General features: G+C 38.3%; 12 protein-coding genes. All 12 read left to right on the plus strand.

Features of this window, described 5'->3' with window-relative positions; translation table 11 throughout:
• The first annotated feature begins 36 nt into the window (after positions 1 to 36).
• The gene (locus EO122_RS06570; RefSeq protein WP_127009884.1) at positions 37 to 741 is read left to right on the plus strand and encodes a hypothetical protein; all 705 of its coding nucleotides are present in this window, start codon (positions 37 to 39) and stop codon (positions 739 to 741) included.
• Positions 742 to 1064: 323 nt separating this feature from the next.
• Positions 1065 to 4514, plus strand: a complete 3450-nt coding sequence (locus EO122_RS06575; RefSeq protein WP_127009885.1) for a pyruvate carboxylase — start codon at positions 1065 to 1067, stop codon at positions 4512 to 4514.
• A gap of 245 nt (positions 4515 to 4759) precedes the next feature.
• Positions 4760 to 5953: a PLP-dependent aminotransferase family protein gene (locus tag EO122_RS06580; protein ID WP_127009886.1), complete on the plus strand. Its 1194-nt coding sequence runs from the start codon at positions 4760 to 4762 to the stop codon at positions 5951 to 5953.
• Positions 5954 to 6130: 177 nt separating this feature from the next.
• Positions 6131 to 6955: an Mrp/NBP35 family ATP-binding protein gene (locus EO122_RS06585; RefSeq protein ID WP_126938036.1), complete on the plus strand. Its 825-nt coding sequence runs from the start codon at positions 6131 to 6133 to the stop codon at positions 6953 to 6955.
• A gap of 57 nt (positions 6956 to 7012) precedes the next feature.
• Entirely contained in the window at positions 7013 to 8329 is a 1317-nt protein-coding gene (locus tag EO122_RS06590; protein WP_127009887.1) for a M18 family aminopeptidase, read from the plus strand.
• Position 8330: 1 nt separating this feature from the next.
• Positions 8331 to 8891 (plus strand): hypothetical protein, encoded by a 561-nt coding sequence (locus EO122_RS06595; RefSeq protein ID WP_127009888.1) that lies wholly within the window; start codon positions 8331 to 8333, stop codon positions 8889 to 8891.
• Between the two features lie 149 nt (positions 8892 to 9040).
• Entirely contained in the window at positions 9041 to 11950 is a 2910-nt protein-coding gene (locus EO122_RS06600) for an insulinase family protein (protein ID WP_127009889.1), read from the plus strand.
• Between the two features lie 234 nt (positions 11951 to 12184).
• Positions 12185 to 16882, plus strand: a complete 4698-nt coding sequence (locus EO122_RS06605; protein WP_127009890.1) for a TonB-dependent siderophore receptor — start codon at positions 12185 to 12187, stop codon at positions 16880 to 16882.
• Between the two features lie 218 nt (positions 16883 to 17100).
• The gene (gene bamE / locus EO122_RS06610) at positions 17101 to 17811 is read left to right on the plus strand and encodes an outer membrane protein assembly factor BamE (protein WP_127009891.1); all 711 of its coding nucleotides are present in this window, start codon (positions 17101 to 17103) and stop codon (positions 17809 to 17811) included.
• A 57-nt stretch (positions 17812 to 17868) separates the two neighbouring features.
• Positions 17869 to 18072 carry a hypothetical protein gene (locus EO122_RS06615; RefSeq protein WP_127009892.1) on the plus strand — a complete coding sequence of 68 codons (204 nt, stop codon included), beginning with the start codon at positions 17869 to 17871 and terminating at the stop codon, positions 18070 to 18072.
• An 803-nt stretch (positions 18073 to 18875) separates the two neighbouring features.
• Complete coding sequence (locus EO122_RS06620; RefSeq protein ID WP_127009893.1) at positions 18876 to 19586, plus strand: hypothetical protein; 711 nt, start codon at positions 18876 to 18878, stop codon at positions 19584 to 19586.
• 229 nt (positions 19587 to 19815) lie between these two features.
• On the plus strand, positions 19816 to 20259 hold the full coding sequence (locus EO122_RS06625; RefSeq protein ID WP_127009894.1) for a hypothetical protein: 444 nt from the start codon (positions 19816 to 19818) through the stop codon (positions 20257 to 20259).
• Positions 20260 to 20292 lie beyond the last annotated feature (33 nt).

A 20292-nucleotide genomic window follows, 5' to 3' on the forward strand; every position in this document is an offset into this window, starting at 1 on the left:
TCATCACAAATAGTATGTAATAGCATAGGGGGATGTATGAAAAAATTAGTAACAAGAGTTGTATTAGCTCTATTCGTAGCGAATGTTGCTTCTACAAGTATGGCTGTAGAAGCGAGTTGGTTGAGTAAGCAGTTAGATAATTTATTTGGTACAGGAGAAACTGTACAAACAGAGGCAGATAGACAACGAGCAGAAGAGATGCGTGATTTGCCGAAATATACGGATGCGGAGTATGAGTATTTAAGAACTGGTAGCAATGGGATTAGGTTTGGAAAACCTCTATCAAAGTCGGAATTAACAGTAGCAGGCATTCCTATGGGAGCACATGTAAATGCAGTTATAAAAAGTTTAGGAAAACCGAGCTCAGAAGATATTGAATATAAAAAGGGGCCTCGTAGAGGTGTTCCGGTTTATCACTTGCATTATGGAGGGATTACATATAATACGCAATTTACCCCTTTTTCTAACTCACTTTCTGACGCTGAATATGTTAGTCAGATCACTATACGAAATCGGGATGGGATAACTGCCAAAGGCATTTCAGTAGGGGATACATTAAAACAAGTATATAATGCTTATGGAAAGCCAACTTTTATAACTAAAAAGAATGAGTGGTTCTATGGGATCGCCTATCCAGATTCTTATCACGGCATTTGGTTTGTTAGTGATGGTTATAAAGTGACTAAAATTAAACTAGGTGATGATACCTTTGAGTATGGCAGATATAAAGATACATTTTAATACTATAAAACCTCTCTAAATAATTCCTAGTAATGCTACAGGCTTAGTATATCTGTGATTGGTATCTTGGATATAGAACTGCATAATAAACTATAAAAATCCGACATACATATTCTGTTCTACGGACAGTCTCAATATGTATGTCGGCTTTTTTACTATCTGTCTCTTACAAGTGTAAAATTATCTACTTTATTTCGGTAATATGAAAAATAACTCCTGTTTATTGCTAGAAAAATTCAACGTTTAGGGGTATAATGAAGTATACAAATGCCTATTCCCAAAGGTATTAGGTTTGGAATACTCAAAATTGAGGAGGGATTACAATGAAACATATACGCTCTTTATTAGTAGCTAACCGTGGTGAGATTGCCATCCGTGTGCTTCGTGCTTGTAACGAGATGGGTATTCGCACGGTAGCTATTTACTCCAACGAAGATGCGCTTTCCTTACACCGCAATCAAGCCGATGAATCCTATTTAGTAGGAGAAGGTAAAAAACCAGTTGATGCGTATTTAGATATTGAAGATATTATCCGTATTGCAAAGGAACATGATGTAGATGCGATCCATCCTGGATATGGTTTCCTTTCAGAGAATGCACATTTTGCACAACGATGCGAAGAAGAAGGGATTACGTTTATCGGTCCTAAGGTAGAACATTTAGTGATGTTTGGGGACAAAGTAAATGCCCGTATTCAAGCGAAAAAAGCAGATATCCCAATGATTCCTGGTAGTGATGGACCATTGAAAGATTTTGCTGAGTTAGAAGCATTTGCTGAAACATATGGCTATCCATTGATGATCAAAGCCGTGAATGGCGGTGGCGGTCGTGGTATGCGCGAAGTGACGAAACATGAAGAACTTCGCGATGCTTATGATCGTGCAAAATCGGAAGCTAAAATGGCCTTTGGTGATGACGATGTATATGTAGAAAAACTCATTGTAGAGCCGAAACATATTGAAGTGCAAATTATCGGTGATGAACACGGTAATATTGTGCATTTACACGAGCGTGATTGCTCTATTCAACGCCGTCATCAAAAAGTAGTAGAAGTGGCACCAGCTTTTGCATTACCACAAGAACTTCGTGATCGCATTTGTGCAGCGGCCGTAAAAATCATGAAACACGTACAATATGTAGGTGCTGGTACTGTAGAATTTTTGGTAACAGAAGATGGTAATTTCTACTTTATCGAGGTCAACCCTCGTATCCAAGTAGAACATACTGTAACAGAGATGATTACAGGCATCGATATTGTTCATTCTCAAATTCGCATTGCAGAAGGCTATACATTGCATAGTCCAGAAGTAGCAATTCCAGAACAAGAGAATATTCGTTGTGAAGGGGTGGCTATCCAATGCCGTATTACCACAGAAGATCCGCACAATAACTTCATGCCAGATACAGGTAAATTGATGACATACCGTAGCTCTGGCGGCTTTGGTATTCGTCTAGATGGTGGTAATGCCTTTACAGGGGCCGTTATCACTCCATATTATGATTCTTTATTGGTAAAAGCTACATCCTGGGCGCTTTCTACAGAAGAAGCCATTCGTAAAATGCTTCGTTGCTTGCGCGAGTTCCGTATTCGTGGCGTTAAAACGAATGTCCATTTCTTGGTGAATGTGCTAGAACATGAAGTATTCCAATCTGGTGATTATAATGTAAACTTTATCGATGAACATCCTGAATTGTTCAACCTTAAAAAAGATAAAGATAGAGGTACGAAATTACTTCGTTACATCGCTGATGTGACAGTGAATGGTTACAATGGTCATAAAGAAGAAGTGCCTAATTTTGATCCAATCGTGATGCCTCCTAATATCCAAGGAGCACCAGCGGCGGGGACAAAACAGCTATTAGATGAGTTGGGACCTGAAAAATTCTCCAAATGGATTCAAGAACAGCCAACTGTGTTGTTTACAGATACAACATGGCGTGATGCGCATCAATCTTTATTTGCCACACGTGTACGTACTACCGATATGGCTCGTGTAGCAGGTCGCATTGCTAAAGGATTACCGAACTTATTCTCCTTAGAATGTTGGGGCGGTGCTACCTTTGACGTGGCGTACCGTTTCTTGCACGAAGATCCATGGGAACGATTACGCATGTTCCGTAAACAAGTGCCAAACATTTTGTTACAAATGTTACTTCGTGGCTCCAATGCTGTGGGTTATACAAGCTATGCAGATAACGTAGTGCGTGAATTTATCCGTCTAGCAGGCAATAATGGTATCGATGTATTCCGTGTTTTCGATAGCTTGAATAGCTTAGATAATATGAAAGTAGCGATTGATGAAGTACGTAACCAAGGTAAAGTAGCTGAAGTTGCTTTATGTTATACAGGTGATATTTTAGATGCTCGTCGTGACAAATATAACCTTGACTATTACGTAAAAATGGGTAAAGAGCTAGCGAATGCAGGGGCTAATATTATCGCTATTAAAGATATGGCGGGCTTGTTAAAACCACAAGCAGCGTATAATTTAGTGAGTGCTTTAAAAGATGCTATCGATTTACCAATTCATTTACATACCCATGAAGGCTCTGGTAATGCCATTTATTCCTATGGTCGTGCCGTAGATGCAGGTGTAGATATTGTGGACTTGGCATACTCTGCCTTTGCTAATGGTACAAGTCAACCAAGTATGAGCTCTATGTACTATGGCTTGACAGGTCATGATCGTCAACCACAGATGAATGTGGAATATATGGAACATGCATCCAATTATTTCGGCTCCATTCGTCCGTATTATAAAGGGGTAGATCATACCTCTTCGTACCCAAATACAACGGTATACCAACATGAAATGCCTGGTGGACAATATTCTAACTTGCAACAACAAGCGAAGAGTGTAGGCCTAGGTGATCGTTGGGAAGAAATTAAACGCATGTACCACGAAGTGAATATGTTATTTGGTGATATCATCAAAGTAACACCTTCTTCCAAAGTCGTAGGGGATATGACCTTGTTTATGGTACAAAACAACCTAACAGAACAAGATATCTACGACAAAGGGGATACGTTGGACTTCCCACAATCTGTAGTAGAATTCTTTAAAGGTTACATTGGTACTCCATATTTAGGATTCCCTGAACGATTGCAAGAAATTATTCTGAAAGGGGAAGCTCCATTGGATGGACGCCCAGGAGCGACATTACCATCTGTAGACTTTGAAGCAGTTCGTAAGGAATTAGCTGAGAAGGGTGCAGGCACTACTGATGAAGATGTTATCGCTCATTGCTTATATGCGAAAGTATTCTCCGATTACAGCACATTTAAACAAGAATACTCTGATGTAAGTGTATTAGATACGCCGACATTCTTCTTTGGTATGAAACGTGGTGAAACTATCGAAGTAACTATCGAAAAAGGTAAAACTTTGATGATTAAATACATTCAAATGAGTGAAGCCGATGAAGATGGTACTCGCCATGTCTTATTCGAATTAAATGGTCAACCACGGACGATTAAAATTCACGATAAACACATCAAAACAACAGGTGTAGTTCGTCATAAAGTGGATCCAACAAAACCAGGTGAAGTAGGAGCTACCTTGTCTGGTTCTGTAGTAAAAATTGTGGCACAAGTGGGTCAAGCTGTGAAAAAAGGTGATCCATTGGTAGTAACAGAAGCCATGAAAATGGAAACGACAATTACAGCACCAGTGGCGGGTGTCGTAGGTATTATCCATGTGCGTGAAGGCAGCCGCATTGAAAGTGGAGATTGCTTGTTAACAATTGAAGAACAAGCACATATTGCTAACTAGGTATTAGGATTCACATGGTATGAGCATTGGAGCATGTGCTGAACTCGCGTGCTCTAGTATATGGACCATATATAAGTGAACTAGTATTATTACAGGACATATAATTTAGTATATGAAAACAGGAGCAACGCTGTTGCTCCTGTTTATCATATGCATAGATAGTAGCTATATAGTGTATTTGAAAAATCAGATCATAATATAGAAATGAATACAAGATATAACATGATATAAAAGGAGTGATTCTTATGGCATTCGCATTGCCAGAACGGTCCATCAGTAAAGGGCCTAATTTCATTCGAGATGTATTTGAACGAGGAGCTGGGATTCCCGGTTTCATCAGCTTTGGTATTGGAAATCCTGCGGGAGAAGTAGTACCTGTGAAAGAAATCCAAGATGCCTTTGATCATATTGTACATACAAATCCATTGGAAATTCTTCAATATGGACCTATGCAAGGTGATGCCAAGTTAGCAGAACAAACATTGCATCGATTGATTCATGTACATCATATGCCATCGGAAGGACAACAATTGTTGCTGTCTGTGGGAGCCGGACAAGATTTAGGGTTGGTGCCTAGAACTGTTTGTGATGCAGGCGATGAAGTGTATATGGATGCCTATACGTTTACGAGCGCCATCAATGCAGTGCGCAGTGTAGGTGCAAAAGCGGTGGGCATTCCTACTGATGGAGATGGGATGATTCCAGAGGCATTGGAAGAAGCAGCAAAATCAGGAAACGGTAAATATGTGTATCTGATTCCTAACTTTCAAAACCCAACAGGAATTACGATGCCTTTAGAACGACGTAAGGCTATTTATGAAGTGGCAAGAAAATATGACTTGTTTATCTACGAAGATGATCCATATGGAGAAATTCGTTTTGCTGGAGAACGAGTGCCTACGTTCAAAGAGATAGACACAGATAATCGGGTACTTTATGCAGGTTCGTATTCTAAAACGATTTCTGCAGGACTTCGGGTAGGTTTCTTGTATGGACCGAGCGAAGTGATACAAGCCATTCAAATCATGAAGAACAACTGTGATGGTCAAATGCCGCTAGTGACACAACGTGTAGTGAGTCATTTGTTAGAACATATCGACTATGATGAGCAGATTCAAAGGGTATGTAAGGTGTACTTAGAAAAATGCCAAGTGATGCTAGAGACATTCCGTACATATGGCAGTTCTAAGGTGCAGTTGACAGAACCTACAGGGGGGATGTTCCTATGGATGACATTACCAGATCATGTGGACTGTGATGCATTCTTTGAAGAAGCGATTGCTCGTAAAGTAGGGATTGTAAAAAGCGGAGCCTTCGCTGCCGATGGAGTGCCTTATGGACAGCATTTCCGCTTAAGTTATACGGTGCCATCTTTGGAGGATATTCGAAAGGGCATGCAAATCATCGGAGAGCTGACAAAAGAGTACTGTGGTGAGTAATCCTTTCTATATTGAAAAAATTAGTTTTTGTTCTCGGAAATTTTGATATCCTATGATATAATAGGGATATACCTATATTTGTGTAGGAAATAACATACGTTTACAAGTGTGAAATGTAGTTATCGAGTAGAAGTGAAAGTGTTTGAAGCTTTCAGTCATATAGAAAGAAGGTTTATCATGGCATGTGGAGATAATGGAGGTTGCGGCGGCTGCGGTTCTTCCGGCGGTTGCGGCACTCAACAACCAGTTGATTTAACAGTAAAAACAAATGATAGAAGTCATGTGAAAAAGGTAATCGGCATCGTGTCTGGTAAAGGCGGTGTAGGTAAATCTTTGGTCACAAGCTTAATGGCTGTTAGCCAATCCCGTAAAGGGAAATCCGTTGGGATTCTCGATGGAGATATTACAGGCCCATCGATTCCAAAAGTATTTGGCTTAAAGGATAAAGTGCGTAGTGATGACGGTAAATTAATGTACCCTATCGTGTCTAAGAATGGCGTTAAGGTCATGTCCGTCAACTTACTATTAGATGATGAATCAGATCCTGTGTTATGGAGAGGTCCTGTGGTGGGGAATGTAGTGAAACAATTCTTCTCCGATACAGTGTGGGGCGATGTAGATTATTTATTTGTGGACATGCCTCCAGGAACTGGTGATGTGGCGATGACTGTATTCCAATCCTTGCCATTGGATGGTATTATCGTGGTCACATCTCCTCAAGACTTAGTGTCTATGATTGTTGAAAAAGCTGTGAAAATGGCTGACATGATGCAAGTGCCTATCATTGGGGTAGTAGAAAACTTCTCCTACTTCCGTTGTCCAGACAATGGAAAAGATTATAAAATCTTTGGTGAAAGCCATATTGATGAGGTGTTGAAAAAGTATAATTTGTTGTTACTAGGTCGATTACCAATTGATCCAAAAGTAGCAGAGTTGTGCGATGCTGGTGAAATTGAAACGATCCCATCCACAAACCTAGAAGAAGTAGGCTTACCAGAGTAAGCATGGAAGAGGCCATAGTGTACGGTGTACCTATGGCATTTTTCTTAGGAGGACAGTATGTGCGAACAGTATGATGTGACAGAGATGTATGGTGATTTTTTTGAATATATTGAAAGTTCTACTTCGCCATACCATACGGTAGAAGAGACGTATCGACGGTTAGAAGATACAGGATTTACACCGTTAGCCATGGATGAAGAGTGGAACTTAGGACAAGGGGACTATGTCATCGATGTATATGGCACGACGTTGATTGCCTTTCATATAGGTGACACGCCAAGAGATACATTGCGAATTGCTTCTGCTCATACAGACTTTCCCGGATTTAGAGTGAAACCAAACCCTATGAAAACGGCAAAAGGATATGGCACCTTAAATGTAGAAGGATACGGAGGGATGATTCAATATACTTGGTTTGATAGACCTCTTTCACTGGCCGGTCTTGTCGTCACAAAGGGAAAAGATTCTTTAGGTATAGAAACGCACCATGTAGATTTTAGCCGTCCTGTAGCTACTATTCCTAGTTTGGCCATTCATATGAATCGTACTGTGAATGAAAAAGCTGTATTCAATAAGCAAAAGGAAATGTTGCCACTCGTACTTATGCGGAATGTGGGGGCTGACTATGAAAGTGATGAGGTAGCATTACAGCACTTACTAGCGGATGAAATTGGTTGCGATCCTACAGATATTTTGTCTTACGAGTTGACTGTTTATAATGCGGATACAGTGGATCCAGTCGGTTTTGATGCAGAATATATTAGTGCTCCACGGTTGGATAACTTGACCTCTTGTTATGCCTGCTTGCAAGGGATACTTGCAGCTAAACAGCAACAGGCTTCGGGGATTCGCATGATCTGTTTATTTGACCATGAAGAAGTAGGAAGTCGTACGAAACAAGGTGGTGCCTCTATGTTATTACCGAATATTGTGCGCCGTTTGTATCGAGCATTGGGCTTCACCGAGGAAGCTTGTGAAGCAGATATTGCCAAAGGGTTTATGATTTCCTCTGATGTGGCACATGGATACCATCCTAATTATGGAGAAAAGAATGATATTACAAACTATCCTACATTAAATGGTGGGGTTGTGTTAAAGATTGCCAGCTCTCAATCGTATGCGGGAGATGCAGTCGCACAGGCCATCGTCACAGATCTTTGTAATACACATGGTATTCAACACCAAATTTTTGTGAATCGGTCAGATATGCCAGGAGGGTCTACAGTAGGCTCTATTTCTTCTGCACAACTTGTGATGCGCACTATGGATGTAGGGTTACCATTGTTGGCGATGCATTCTGCTCGTGAATTAATGGGTACCTATGACCAGTTAGAGCTAAATAAATTGATGATAGTTTTTTTAGGGGAGGTATAATATGTGGTCTTTATTAGCATTATTTGTAGCGTTAATTATGAACCGTGTGACAACACCCTTCCAACAAATATTTGATACCCAAACAACGGCTAGTGAACAGCGGAAAGAGATGCTTAGCAAGGGGTTACAACTGTTAGGTATGCTTGTAGTCGCTATATATGGGGTATCGGGACAAGTAGAAATAGCCGGTGTTTCTGGTCGCCTTATCGTACAAGTAGTCTTGGGAGTTGCTTTGGGTCTTGCCTTAGGGCAATGTCTAGAATTGTTTAGCTTCAGTCATGTACGACCACCAGTAGAAGGGAAAAAGCCTACTTCGGTGTATGATCGTTGGATATGGGATACGATTTTTATTTCTATTTTTGTAGCAGCCTATGTGAAATACAATTATGAAATGATCTATATGATAGTAGGCTGGGCCATCTATGTGATTGTGCCGTATGGAATTACACGGTATTTAGAGAGCAGAAATGCTAACTTTTATGTGCATATGAAATCGTATAAAATTGGAACTGTGTTATGGATTATAGCAGCAGCTATCCATGCCTATGCCATTGGGTGGTAATTAAAGATATAAATTATGATTCTCGTTGAGAACGTGATATAATGGCTACATAGTATATTAGAAAGAGTATAATGACGTTATGTAACAACGGTTAGCCCTAATATAGTGGGGTTGGCCGTTGTACTTAGTCTATAGAGAAAAGAGGTATTATGAAATTAGATACAGTACATGCAGGCTTTCGCGTAGAACGCGTGGAAGCTGTACAAGAAATTAATGGCACAGCCTACTTGATGAAACATGAGCAGTCTGGTGCGCGCTTATTATATATCGACACAGAGGACACAAACAAAGTGTTCCATATTGCATTCCGTACACCGCCTCATGATAGTACAGGGGTGGCTCACATTTTAGAGCACTCTGTATTGTGTGGATCTCGGAAATTTCCTTTGCGTGAGCCATTTGTAGAGCTAGTGAAAGGGTCTTTAAATACATTCTTAAATGCCATGACCTACTCCGATAAAACGGTCTACCCTGTGGCAAGTAAAAATGATGCAGACTTTCACAATTTGATGGATGTCTATTTAGATGCCGTATTATATCCCCGCGTAGCAAACGATCCAATGATTGTGATGCAAGAAGGTTGGCATTATGAGTTAGATACGCCAGAAGATCCGTTGACCTATAAGGGTGTTGTATATAACGAGATGAAAGGGGTCTATTCCTCGCCAGATTCTCAGCTAGATCATCATAAGATGAAGGTCTTATATCCAGATACGACCTACGGACATGATTCTGGTGGATATCCGGAGAACATTACAGATTTGACCTATGAAAACTTTAAAGCTTTCTATGAGTCTTACTATCATCCGTCCAATAGTTATATCTATTTGTACGGAGATATGAACATTGAAGAAACATTGTCTTTTATCAACGATGAATATTTATCTAATTTCCATGCTATTGATGTAGATTCTACCATTGCTATGCAAACGCCGTTAGCACAAGGTGTAGTAGCAGCCTATCCATATGGCATTGGCCAAGAAGAGAGTGAAAGCGAAAAAACAATTCATTCCTTGACCTATGTATTCCCAGAAATGACATTCACCCAAAGTTTGGCCTTTGAAGTGCTTACACATGCCTTGTTGACATCTGGATCTGCTCCGTTAAAAGAAGCGATTGTAAAAGCTAACATTGGCAGTGATGTAAGTGGCTATTATATGGATGGCATTCGTCAGCCATTGCTTGAAATTAGCGTAACTGGTTCCGAGTTAGATAAGCAAGGACAGTTGCAAGAGGTAGTGGAAAGCACATTACGTCAATTAGTGGATGCAGGATTAGATAAAGAATTATTAGAAGCATCCTTAAACCGCATTGAGTTTACGTTACGTGAAGCTGATTTTGGCGGCCGTCCTATCGGTCTTGCCTACGGATTGCGCGTCATGGATAATTGGCTCTATGATGAAGATCCAATTGAATTATTGCGCTACGAGCCTGTACTGAAAGAGATTCGTGAAGGATTGCAAACAGATTTCTTTGAAAACTTACTTCGCACATACATCTTAGATAATACCCATAAAGCATTAGTTTCTTTATATCCTCAAAAAGGATTACAAGAAGAAAAAGAAACTCAAGAAAAAGAGAAATTAGCAGCTATTAAAGCGAATATGAGTGCAGAGGAAATCCAACACATTGTGGATCAAACGGCAAAATTAAAAGACATGCAAATGACGCCAGACACGGAAGAAGCACTGGCGACGATTCCGTTGTTGGAACTTTCAGAGATTTCACCAACGGTAGCTGTGACACCACGTCGTGAAATGGACCATAAAGGAATTCGTATTCATCACATTGATGTACCTGCTCGTGGTATCAACTATGTAAGTTTACATTTCAATATGGAAGCCTTACAGGAAGAAGAAGTATTCTATGCAGAATTGCTGTCTGATGTATTAGGCCGTTTGGATGCAGAACGATACACCTATACAGAAGTAGCAAAAGAAATCAACCTTCACCTAGGTGGATATACGATGGATATTTTGCCTGTGTCTATCTATAATGAACGAGATGCATTCGTACCATTAGCGGTGGTTCGCAGTAAAGCCTTGGCCTCCAATATAGGTCATTTAACATCTATCTTAGGGGAAATCATTGGCCGTACGAAATTTACAGCACAAGACCGTTTAGTAGAATTGTTGAAAGAAACAAAAGCAATCTGGGATACAGAAGCATTCCGTCGTGGTAATACAATCGTCACTAATTTATTGCTGGCACAAGTATCCAACATTGGTAAATTCCGCGATCAAGATACATTGGGCTACTTCCGTCAATTAGTGCAAGTGTTAAACGATGAAACGGCTCTTTCTGGTGTAGCAGAGCAGTTGATGAAAGTACAACAACGTTTGTTCCGTAAAGATAACTTAGAAATTTCTTTCGTAGGTACAGATGAAGAATTATCTGCTTTCTTAGATCATTTAGATGCCATTACCAATGTGTTAAGTGACGATACTTGGGAAGCACAATTGAACATGACTGCTTCCTATGTAAACGAAGGCTTAGCGACCTCTGGTAAAGTGCAATATGTGGCTAAGGGTGGTAACTTCCGTGACCATGGTGGGACCCACACCGGTACTATGAGTGTGTTGGAAACAATGTTGCGCTATGACTATTTATGGAATCTAATTCGTGTACAAGGCGGCGCATACGGTGCCTTTGCGAACTTCCATAATAATGGGAATATGGTGTTCTGTTCCTATCGTGATCCAAATTTAGAAAATACATTAAACGTCTATGATGGACTACCAACATATTTGCGTGAATTAGAATTGTCCCCACGTGAAATGCGTAAATATATCATTGGTACCATGAGTAGTTTAGATTTATCGAATACTCCATTCCTACAAGCTGCACGGGCTATGAGCTTGTATTATAGCAAAACCGACGAAGCACAAATGACAGCCTTCCGCCAACAAGTGTTAGACACAACGGTAGAAGACTTACAAGGTTTAGCAGATGTTATCGAAGCTGTATTACAAGACAACCACATCGTAGTGATGGGCAATGAACAACGTATCAAAGAAGCAGGACAGCTATTTGATCAAGTAAGCAACTTGCCACAATAATCATGACATACGAAAAGTAGTTTATAGATAACTACTGATATAGAAAAGCCATACCTTTATCTGGGAACAGATAGGGGTATGGCTTTTGTGCTGTCATAATACGATTGAGGGATTATAAATCGGATACGTTTAATAAATTATGAGGAGAGAAGATTTATTTCTTGACAGCACCTATTTGAAAGGCATATAGTAAATATGATAATCATTACTAATTTATGAAAGGATGTGTTGTAAATGTATAGAAGTAAGAGAGCATGGATATCAGGGGCTATAGCATCTTGGTGTTTACTTTCATTAAGCAGTGTGCAAGGTGCAACAGCAGATTCTGTATATGTAAGTGCAAATCCAATTATAGAAAGTTTAAAAGATGAAAGTTTATCAACAACAGTGATTTCAAAAGCAGATATTGCTAACAAGCAAGCTAAGTCTGTGGAAGATATTATTTTTACTGAAACAGGGGTAAGTCGAACTGTAGATGCTATGGGTCGAGTGGCTCTATCAATTCGTGGAGCAGAGCCTCGTCATACGCTAATCCTAATTAATGGTCAACCAGTGATGGGTGAGATGGAAGCCTATTTAGGTCAAGGGGATGAATTACAGCGATTAGGCGCAGAATCCATTGATCGTATTGAAGTTATCAGAGGTGCTGCCTCAGCTAAATATGGAGCGAATGCCATGGGTGGCGTCATCAACGTGGTAACGACAAAACCGACTAAACATAGTCAACTGGAGTTGAATGTAGAAGGACGTAGAATACAAGGCGACCATGGTGTGTTACCTTATAAGAATATATTTATTAGAGCTAATTCCGGGAATATAGGGAAAGGTAGAGTTTCTTTATATAGTAGTAAACGGGATATTATGCCTATTTATAGTCAAAAAGAATTTATAGGGGCTATGAATCAATCGGGGAGTGTGCATAATGCATTACGATACTATGGAGATATTAAAGAGCTAGGATTTCATGCTGAGTATGATGCCAATGCAAATCATCATTTCAGTGTACAGTCTACACATTGGAAGGAAGATACAAATAGGGATATTAAACATTCCAATGATGCCCCTGATCCAGTAGTACATTATGGAAGAAATATAGAACGATGGAGACATCAACTTACATACGCAGGAAATAATCAAAAAAATTTAGACTGGAAAGTTGATCTATCTATTTATAATCAGAAAGAATTTGATAAAACGATTTCATCCACCGCTATCTTTTCTCCCTATGAAGGTAAAAATACGCTGCATTATATTGATGATGTGAAGCACCGTGAATGGAAATTAAATGCCACTTTAAATCAACAAGTAGGTAACCATCATTTTCTATCCTACCGAGTGGGCTATAGTGAAGAGAACGGCTCAGGTAGTCGGTTGAAAAGTGCGAAATCTATATATACAAGATATATAAATCCATGGGACTTTGATAAAAATCTTCATAGTGATAAAGGTGTTGGTGAGCCTAGTTCCAAAGTCTATGATTATGCATTATATCGTGATGAAGCAGATATACCACAATATGATCAGGCTTATGAATTATATGGATATAAAAATCGTCAAGGGAAGGCGATCATTCCTAGCTATACCTATCAGGATTATACCAACGATGTAGAAGATGAAGATAGAATTCATACATTTGCAGAAGAATTGCGTGCTGAAAATGAAAGTCTACGAACACCTAATGAGGATGGTGATTTGCCAGATGATGATATTATTATGCGTCGATACTATGATGCAAAAACGTTAAAATGGCATGGGAAAACATTTACAGAAGAGGGAACCAGTCGTAGAAATCGTCAGACTATTGGTACTTCAAATATTAGAAAAATGAATATTGCCATTTCAGATTTTTGGCAGTTAAATAAGAATACATTCTTCACACCTATCCTTCGATGGGACAATAGTAATTTATTCGGTAATACAGTGACATTTAATTTAGGGCTAACTCATTATGTACATGGAAATAGAAACTATCGAATCAAAACCAATGTAGGAACTGCCTATACAGAACCAGGTATGGGGGAATTATACTATAACTGGGAAATGTATGCAGGGATGCCATATGATTTTGGTGTTGGTAAGTTAGGCTATTATTGGATTGGCAATCCTAATTTAAAACCAGAAAAATCTATCAATGTAGACCTAGGCTTTGAATATGATACGAAACGATTACACAGTCGTATGATGGTGTTCCATAATGATATTAAAAATTATATGACAACCTATTTTACTGGGAAGTTGATGAATTTTAATCCAGATGCAGGTAAGAATACGTGGATGACTCCTCCAGATATGATTTATAGCTTTAAAAATATAGGGAAAGCTGAAATTACAGGTGTAGAAGGAGAAATAAAATATGCCCTCAATACCAACCTTTCTACACGACTCGGCTATACTTATTTGCACGCTCGTAATATCAGTGATCCAACGATGCCAGCACAGCTATTAAATAAACCTGTACATAAAATCGATATAGGAGTGCAGTATGAAAATAAAAAATCTGGTTGGCAAGCATCTCTTTGGGGAGATTACTATATTCATATGTTAGATAGTAATACCATTGCTAATAATGGTAACTATGTACATAATGATTTAGGCAATGGAGATTCACAATACGCTTTTGCAGAAAAAGGGAAACAAACTTACGAAAGTAAAAGCTTTGCGATTTGGAATGCTATGATCCAAAAGAAAATAGGAAAAGATTCCCTTGCCTACATAGGTGTTGATAATATCTTTAATCATCGTGATGATGCACAAGCTCATCAAGAGCGAATGTATAAATTTGGTTTACACATGAAATTTGGGGCGGATAGTAGTGAAAGCAGCTACCAAAGAATTACAAGGTTATCACAAAAAATTTCTAATGCGCCGTTGAATTGGTTCATCCGTCAAGAATCTATCCAAGAACCTCTTACATTTTACGGGTCCTATCATGGTGCGTGGAGTAGTTTTACAGGTAAAGAAAAACCTACAGAGGCTAGAGTGACAGCAACAAGTACCATTGGAGATGCATATAAAAATTATTTAGAAAAGGCTAATCATGGTTATAGTTCCTCAGTACAGGTAGGAGTGAAAGGAACTGTGACTAAAGATACCTCGATCGATGTTGCGGTAGAGGCTACATCATATAAGGGAAAAGAACAGTCAATTGATGCTGGAACGCATGCAGGCATACAATCAGTAACGGTAAAACGATTAGAAGTCAATCATCATAAGAATGACTGGAAATGGTCGGTTGGCCGTTTATATGAAGCCCTTGGTACGACTGGATACTGGTTTAATGATTCCTATGATGGTGTGAGAGCCATATGGTCAAGCCCGATGACAGAAGTACGGATGGGATATGGAGATTTCCATCGTAGTACGGGTATTACCGATTCTGCTTATACACATGCCGTTAAAACATCATTTACTAGACCACCAACAAAAGATGAATGGTTAGGACAAGGTTCATTTAATAAGACGGGCTTAACAGGAGAGTATACAGATGGTAGTGTGCATGTAAATAATTTTAAAACGCTACGTGATAAACTAGAAGCAGCTCAATCTCCAGAAGAGGAAAAAGCAGTTATAGACACATATATGAAGGTCATTGAAAAAGATGACCCTAAATTGTATGAAAAATTACATAATCGAAGTGGTCAATACTATATGAATAGTTTCATATGGAGGAAAGTAACTGTTACTAATACGGCTGGTCAAGTTATAGGTGAATATATGACTACGGACTTGCCGCAAGTATATACTAAGAGCGCTTCTAATGATACAGCATTGTTAGAAAAAGATGCTACAAAAGCTTGGGATGTAACAATGCAAGTAGGGGAAAACAAAGAGGATTGGTCCAGGTATGTATCTAACTCTGGCTTGTTAAAAGATGGATCCTATAAATTACATTCAGACTTTTACGGATATGGAACCTATTTAGGAAATGATGTGCTAGAGGATTTGGGAACGACGAATCGTGGTAGACGGTACGGTGGAATCATGGCATCTAAATTTGATACTTCCAAATTTGTTCGCATGACACAAGAAGAAGCGAAAGCAAAAGCAATTACATCGCTTTGGAATAAAGATACAGCATGGATGACATTAACTAAGAAACTACCTAATGGATCTAGAGCGACTGGATTCGTGAAAAGTAATATTTCACCATTAGCTAAACGTGTCTTGTTGTTGTTAGCGAGTGAGCTTTGGAAACCAGAGAATAATAGTTCACTTCCTTTACACTTGTTAGAACAAGAAGGGTATCGTGTTCCTATTGTTGGTAATGTACTTGTTCAAGATACGATTCCATCTGTTAATAAAGCGTTCTTTACACAACTCAAACATCAAATAAATAATCACTGGGGTGTACAAGCTTGGTATATGCGATCAATACAGGATTCAACTAATACATTGCAGTATGCGAATGCTTCTGGAAATGATGTATATCAATATAATCAGATAGTTAATGTGGTCGGAGCAGGACTAGTATGGAAGCCATCTGATACGTTAACTGTGTCAGCAGATATAGGGCAAAATAGAACATCTTTTGGTAAATATTTGAATGGTGAAACTCAATATACCTATGATAATAGTGTTATTACTTCCAAAGGTAGACGTATTGGTTCATACCCTAAATTCTGGACGATTCGGTTAGATGTGGGTCATCCAGAACAGAAACATGTTGGTTCCTGGAATGCATATGCAGACTATAAATACTTTGAACATGGATCTTTTATCGGCGGTAATGGAACTAATGCATTGCCAGATCGTTATTTAGATGGTGTACAAAGCTTTACTGTAGGTGGCAGATATACACCAGTGCAGGATGTTAATGTATATGCATCTTATACATTCAATGCAAAAGGTATTCATAGTAGAGATACTTTATATGGAGGAGAAAAATTTGACTTAGGTGATTATACTAAGATAGCTGTTGAATATAAATTCTAATGGACATATTAAAAAGCCATACCTTATCTGGAAACAGATAGGGGTATGGCTTTTCTGACTATGAGGCTAATAATACCATATATTATCTTTGATGATATAGTTCCATCCTATTCGATGCATCATATACTCAAACAATTTACAATTGAATTGACCGTATATGAAGAGATACAGTAGAATATAAGTAATATATTGTTTGTATTTCATAAGGGGGAAGAACTATGCTAAAAAAATGTTTGGTAGGTTGTCTAGCGGTAAGTTCCTTGCTGTTCACGGCGGTGAATGCATACGATTACAACGAATATGATCAAAAGTTAGTGAACAGAATGTCTGGAGAATGGAAGAATCTAGATGGACAAGTAGTTTTCAATATTCAAAATGGGTATATTAATGGGGCTCAAGTGCTAGATGTAGCAGCATTAGCAGGTAATCGTAGCTTTGGTGTTGGGAACTTTATTATACATGAAGCGGTAGGAAATCGCCCATTGCGTATGAGCTTTGCTAGTTTAGACAATAGTGCTGGTCGAATTGTTTATAATGGTCAGGCATTATTTAGAAAAGTGCCAGTACCATATTCTGAAAGTGTATCTGGTATACATATTGGATCTACAAAAGATGAGGTATTACAAACTTTCGGACGACCTACGAGAACTTGGGGTGACGTGTATGATGAGAATTGGGAATATGCGAACTATAAGATGAGAGTTAGACTAGGTGGAGGAACTGTTACGGCGGTAAGCATGTTCAAAGGCAGTCCACTTCGTTTTGATACATCAGGATTAAGTTACGGCGATGGTAAGTATGAATTTATGGGGGTATATGATATTCATAACAGCGGTGGGCCTGCTATGAAAGTATTGCCTACAGGTGAAACTATCAACTATAATAGTGGCTTAGGTCATATGGAGATTACTTTAGATCCTTTGACTTAATAAAGGAAGGTTAATTATCGTCTATCTGTCACAACTCGTACTGAATATGATCCTAGTTTGAGACTACCAGAGAGCACACAAGATGGTTCTCGATTAGTGTTTGACTATGATTATGATAATAAAACGATTAGCTTAGTAGGAGGTAGAAGAGGAGATCGTACTATCGATGTATCAAATGGTGAAGATTGGCAGTATCCAGCAGAAGCGAAAGCAGCAGCTCTTACAGCATTCCGTGTAGTCTATGGTATTCCATTCTATTAATAAAAATCATATAATTTATTGTATGTTTAGATAATAAGCTACAAAAAAATAAAATATAACAATGTTTAATAAAATAGAGGAATGTTGATCAATATGTGTCAACATTCCTCTGTTTTTATACTTGTAAGAAGGAAAAGCAGTTTTATTTTTATAATATCAATAAAAAAGCCATACCCTTATCTGGGAACAGATAGGGGTATGGCTTTTCTGACTATGAGGCTAATAATACCATAAATTATCTTTAATGATATAGTTCCAACCTATTCTATGCATCATATACTCAAAAACTTTATGACGTGGAATTACAACAGTAGTATGACCTGATCTCATTGTATTTGTATAGTATCTCCACATATCATTTTTAAATTTTGAAAAGTTCCAAGTTACTGTCTCTATGACTCTGTTATGCTTGACTATTTTCACAGACACAGTAATCCATTTTCCAGTAGAGGATGTTCCGTAAGAAATTGTATCATCCATTATATAAATATGAGTATTTTCTGAACTATTAATCCAGATGTCATTGGCATTCACTGATGTAACAAAAAATGAAAGCGTAATAAAAGCAAAACAAAATGATAATAGTGTTATTATTGTACGATTCTTCATTTTAAATCACCCCGTTTATTCTAAACTGATAATACAATTTCTGACACATATATCATATAATAAAATATATACAATGCATAGGTTTTAATAAAAACGATTAGGGCTGTATTCATATGTAATTGAATTGACCATTTATAAATAGATACTGTACAATAAAGATAATATAGTGTTCGTATTTCATAGGGGGAAGAACTATGCTAAAAAAATGTTTAGTAGGTTGTCTAGCGGTAAGTTCCTTACTGTTCACGGCGGTACATGCATACGATTACAGCGAGTATGAGCAAAATTTAGTGAACAGAATGTCTGGAGAATGGAAGAATTTAGATGGTCAAGTGGTTTTAAATATCCAAAATGGATATATTAATGGGGCCCAAGTGTTAGATATTACGAAATTAGCAGGTTATAGCAAGTTTGGTAGTGGTAATTTTATTATACATGAAGCAGCAGGAAATCGTGTAGTACCTGTGGAATTTACTATTTTTGGGAATAGTACGGATAGAATTGTATATAATGATCAGGCTCTATTTAAACAAATACCAGTTCCATATTCTGAAAGTGTATCTGGAATACATGTTGGCTCTACAAAGGATGAAGTATTACAAACATTTGGTAATCCAACAAAAAGAATGGGAGATACCTATGGTGAGAGCTTGGAGTATGCACATTATAAAATGAGGATTAGATTAGATGGAGGCAGTGTTACATCTGTGACTCTATTTAAGGGGAGTCCGCTCCAATTTGATACATCTGGGTTGAGTTATGGTGACGGTAAAGATGAATTTATGAGAGTGTATGATATTCCGAATCGTGGAGAGGTGGTTAAGAAGGCACTACCAACAGGTGAATATATTGCATATTATATTCAAGACGGTCTTGTGGAAATTACCTTAAATCCTATGTGGTAAGTTTATTAATATTGCCGAATAGTTTTGTGGTATACGCTATATGCATTTATATATTGCTGAGGTATATAGACTACGAATACGATTTGTTATATGATGGAAAAGCTGACTATTAGCATCTAAAATATATACACATATTGTCCTCGTAGTTATGCATAGGATATAATAAACATAAAGTTAGATTGTACAGATTAGGGCAATCAGTCTAGGCATATACAAGAGGAGATATTTTATGAAATCATTATGTAAATTGTTACTTGTCACCATGGTAGTATGGTTAGGTGCACTATCACTGACTCCAGCAGAAGCGAGTGTAGCAAATGATCCTGGGTATGTACGTATTTATCGTTCGGGATCTATGACTTTTTATTTAAATAAACGGTCCATTGCGATTGAAAACTATAACCCACCATACTATCGCTTATCTGTTACAACTCGTACTGAATTTTCTCCTATTTTAAGGGTACCAGAAACGACAGAAGATGGTGCTCGTATGGTATTTGACTATAATTATGATAATAAAACTATTCGATTTGTATCCATGGATGGACGGCCATATAGTTTTAGGGATGCAACGATTAATGTTGCAAGACATGAAGGTTGGCAACGCCCCCATGAAGCTACAGCAGCAGCCCTTGCAGCATTCCGTGTAGTTTACGGTATTCCATTTTATTAATAAAAAGCATATAACGTACTGAACATTTGGAAA

This window comes from Veillonella sp. CHU110, assembly GCF_003992255.1.
Taxonomy (GTDB): Bacteria; Bacillota; Negativicutes; order Veillonellales; family Veillonellaceae; genus F0422.

Bases quoted from the DNA above. Each gene is read 5' to 3' on its own strand.
- EO122_RS06595 (WP_127009888.1), top strand. From the start codon at position 8,331: ATGTGGTCTTTATTAGCATTATTTGTAGCGTTAATTATGAACCGTGTG.
- EO122_RS06600 (WP_127009889.1), top strand. From the start codon at position 9,041: ATGAAATTAGATACAGTACATGCAGGCTTTCGCGTAGAACGCGTGGAA.
- EO122_RS06575 (WP_127009885.1), top strand. From the start codon at position 1,065: ATGAAACATATACGCTCTTTATTAGTAGCTAACCGTGGTGAGATTGCC.
- EO122_RS06585 (WP_126938036.1), top strand. From the start codon at position 6,131: ATGGCATGTGGAGATAATGGAGGTTGCGGCGGCTGCGGTTCTTCCGGC.
- EO122_RS06605 (WP_127009890.1), top strand. From the start codon at position 12,185: ATGTATAGAAGTAAGAGAGCATGGATATCAGGGGCTATAGCATCTTGG.
- bamE (WP_127009891.1), top strand. From the start codon at position 17,101: ATGCTAAAAAAATGTTTGGTAGGTTGTCTAGCGGTAAGTTCCTTGCTG.
- EO122_RS06570 (WP_127009884.1), top strand. From the start codon at position 37: ATGAAAAAATTAGTAACAAGAGTTGTATTAGCTCTATTCGTAGCGAAT.
- EO122_RS06590 (WP_127009887.1), top strand. From the start codon at position 7,013: ATGTGCGAACAGTATGATGTGACAGAGATGTATGGTGATTTTTTTGAA.
- EO122_RS06580 (WP_127009886.1), top strand. From the start codon at position 4,760: ATGGCATTCGCATTGCCAGAACGGTCCATCAGTAAAGGGCCTAATTTC.
- EO122_RS06620 (WP_127009893.1), top strand. From the start codon at position 18,876: ATGCTAAAAAAATGTTTAGTAGGTTGTCTAGCGGTAAGTTCCTTACTG.
- EO122_RS06625 (WP_127009894.1), top strand. From the start codon at position 19,816: ATGAAATCATTATGTAAATTGTTACTTGTCACCATGGTAGTATGGTTA.